This is a genomic window from Pedobacter sp. MC2016-15 (genome assembly GCF_026239695.1).
GTDB lineage: Bacteria > Bacteroidota > Bacteroidia > Sphingobacteriales > Sphingobacteriaceae > Pedobacter.
Genome location: NZ_JAPIVS010000013.1, coordinates 1 through 3,258, shown reverse-complemented (window position 1 = coordinate 3,258; position 3,258 = coordinate 1). Strand labels below are relative to the sequence as shown.

The following is a 3,258-nucleotide window of genomic DNA, read 5'->3' as shown; positions in this document are numbered from 1 at the left end:
AATCCGGGGATAGAAAAGTTCTTTGACATATTGGAAGAAGTTAAAAAAGAAGAGCAAACAACAATAGAGACGTTGTTAGCACTTAGGACAGAAGAAAGATCAGCAATGATCCAAAGACTGACCAAAAAGATTAACGACAGAACAAAAAAAGCATTTCCATAGGCGCAAAAGGCTATGGAGAGAAGAAAGTAAGAAAGAGCACACAGGGGATGCCTTGGCTCTCAGAGGCGATGAAGGACGTGATAAGCTGCGATAAGCACCGGGGATTAGCAAATATGAATTAATCCGGTGATTTCCGAATGGGGAAACCTGGCTGGTTGAAGACCAGTCGTACAATGTACGCAAACCTGCCGAACTGAAACATCTAAGTAAGCAGAGGAAGAGAAAATAATAATGATTTCCAAAGTAGTGGCGAGCGAACTGGAAAGAGCCCAAACCAGTCTTGTTACGGCAAGCCTGGGGTTGTAGGACTACGATATGGTATTAATGAAATGAAGTGGAACAGGATGGGAAGCCTGGCAATATAGCGTGAGAGCCGCGTACACGTAAGTAACATTAGCCTAGTAGTATCCTGAGTACCGCGAGGTCGGAGACGCCTTGTGGGAATCTGCCGGCACCATCCGGTAAGGCTAAATACTCCTGAGAGACCGATAGTGAACCAGTACCGTGAGGGAAAGGTGAAAAGAACCCCGAACAGGGGAGTGAAATAGAACCTGAAACTGTGTGCTTACAAGCGGTCGGAGCGTCCAGGTGGCGTGACGGCGTGCCTTTTGCATAATGAGCCTACGAGTTACTCTTCTCTGGCAAGGTTAAGTGTTTAAGACACGCAGCCGAAGCGAAAGCGAGTCTGAATAGGGCGTATAGTCAGGGGAGGTAGACGCGAAACCTTGTGATCTACCCATGGACAGGTTGAAGGTGCGGTAACACGTACTGGAGGACCGAACCGATAAACGTTGAAAAGTTTCCGGATGATCTGTGGGTAGGGGTGAAAGGCTAATCAAACTGGGAAATAGCTCGTACTCCCCGAAATGTTTTTAGGAACAGCGTGGTGGTTTGAGTTTGATAGAGGTAGAGCTACTGATTGGGTGCGGGGGAGTCAAATCCTACCAAATCCAGACAAACTCCGAATGCTATCAAATATACACTGCAGTGAGGCCCGGGGTGCTAAGGTCACGGGCCGAGAGGGAAAGAACCCAGACCATCAGCTAAGGTCCCAAAATTACTACTAAGTTGAACTAACGAGGTGCGATTGCACAGACAGCTAGGATGTTGGCTTGGAAGCAGCCATTCATTTAAAGAGTGCGTAACAGCTCACTAGTCGAGCGATCGTGCATGGATAATAAACGGGCATCAAGTAGTATACCGAAGCTATGGGTAGATTTAGATCTACGGTAGGGGAGCATTCCAGCGGCAGCGAAGATATGGCGTAAGCTGTGTTGGAGCTTCTGGAAAAGCAAATGTAGGCATAAGTAACGATAAGGCAGGCGAGAAACCTGCCCGCCGAAAGGATAAGGTTTCCTGATCAACGCTAATCGGATCAGGGTTAGTCGGGGCCTAAGGAGAACCCGAAGGGGAAATTCGATGGACAACTGGTTAATATTCCAGTACTTTTTATAACTGCGATGTGGGGACGGAGTAGTGACACTGCCGCGATCTGACGGAATAGATCGTTAAAGACTGTAGGTATTGGAGAGGTAGGCAAATCCGCCACTCTAGCTGAAAGTTGATAGTACCGCAAGCCTTCGGGTAAGTGGATAGCGCAGGTAATCAGACTTCCAAGAAAAACCGCTAAGCTTCAGGTTATAAAAACCCGTACCGCAAACCGACACAGGTATCCGGGAAGAGAATTCTAAGGCGCTCGAGTGAATCATGGCTAAGGAACTCGGCAAAATGGCCCTGTAACTTCGGGAGAAGGGGCGCTGGCAGCAATGTCAGCCGCAGTGAAAAGGCCCAGGCGACTGTTTAACAAAAACACATGGCTTTGCAAAATCGAAAGATGAAGTATAAGGCCTGACACCTGCCCGGTGCTGGAAGGTTAAGAGGGGATGTTAGTCGCAAGGCGAAGCATTGAATTGAAGCCCCAGTAAACGGCGGCCGTAACTATAACGGTCCTAAGGTAGCGAAATTCCTTGTCGGGTAAGTTCCGACCTGCACGAATGGTGTAACGATCTGGGCGCTGTCTCAGCCATGAGCTCGGTGAAATTGTGGTCCCGGTGAAGACGCCGGGTACCCGCAACGGGACGGAAAGACCCCATGCACCTTCACTACAATTTAACATTGACATTGGATACAGGATGTGTAGGATAGGTGGGAGATATTGAAGCGGCGTCGCCAGGCGTCGTGGAATCAACGTTGAAATACCACCCTTTCTGTATTCGGTGTCTAACCCCTTCAGGGGGGGACATTGTTTGATGGGTAGTTTGACTGGGGTGGTCGCCTCCAAAAAGGTAACGGAGGCTTTCAAAGGTAAGCTCAATACGCTTGGTAACCGTATGAGGAGTGCAATAGCATAAGCTTGCTTGACTGTGAGGCAGACAAGCCGAGCAGGGTCGAAAGACGGATATAGTGATCCGGTGGTTCTGCATGGAAGGGCCATCGCTCAAAGGATAAAAGGTACGCTGGGGATAACAGGCTGATCTCCCCCAAGAGCTCATATCGACGGGGAGGTTTGGCACCTCGATGTCGGCTCGTCACATCCTGGGGCTGGAGAAGGTCCCAAGGGTTCGGCTGTTCGCCGATTAAAGTGGCACGCGAGCTGGGTTCAGAACGTCGCGAGACAGTTCGGTCCCTATCTGTTGTGGGCGTAGGAATTTTGAGTGGGGCTGACCTTAGTACGAGAGGACCGGGTTGGACTAACCTCTAGTGAATCTGTTGTTCCGCCAGGGGCATTGCAGAGTAGCTACGTTGGGAATAGATAAGCGCTGAAAGCATCTAAGTGCGAAACTAGCCACGAGATGAGAATTCCATATAGGACCGTAGCAGACTACTACGTTGATAGGTTACAGATGTAAAGCTGGTGACAGCATAGTCGAGTAATACTAATCATCCGAAGCTTTCAAAAGCAGAATACTGTTGTTTGTTCTTCCTTGCTAACTTCTTTCAATAATATGTCATTGTTTGGGATCCCTGAATAAAACGGAGATACAAACATTAAAAATATTTAGGTGCCTATATCGGTGGTGTCCACCTCTTCCCATTCCGAACAGAGAAGTTAAGCCCACCAGAGCCGATGGTACTGCGGTAACACGTGGGAGAGTA

The 3,258-nt window shown here is 48.7% G+C and carries 2 rRNA genes; both read left to right on the top strand.

Features of this window, described 5'->3' with window-relative positions:
* The first annotated feature begins 182 nt into the window (after positions 1 to 182).
* Positions 183 to 3,061 (top strand): 23S ribosomal RNA (locus tag OQY15_RS22340).
* Positions 3,062 to 3,160: 99 nt separating this feature from the next.
* Positions 3,161 to 3,258, top strand: a 5S ribosomal RNA gene (gene rrf, locus OQY15_RS22335); the annotation flags it as partial.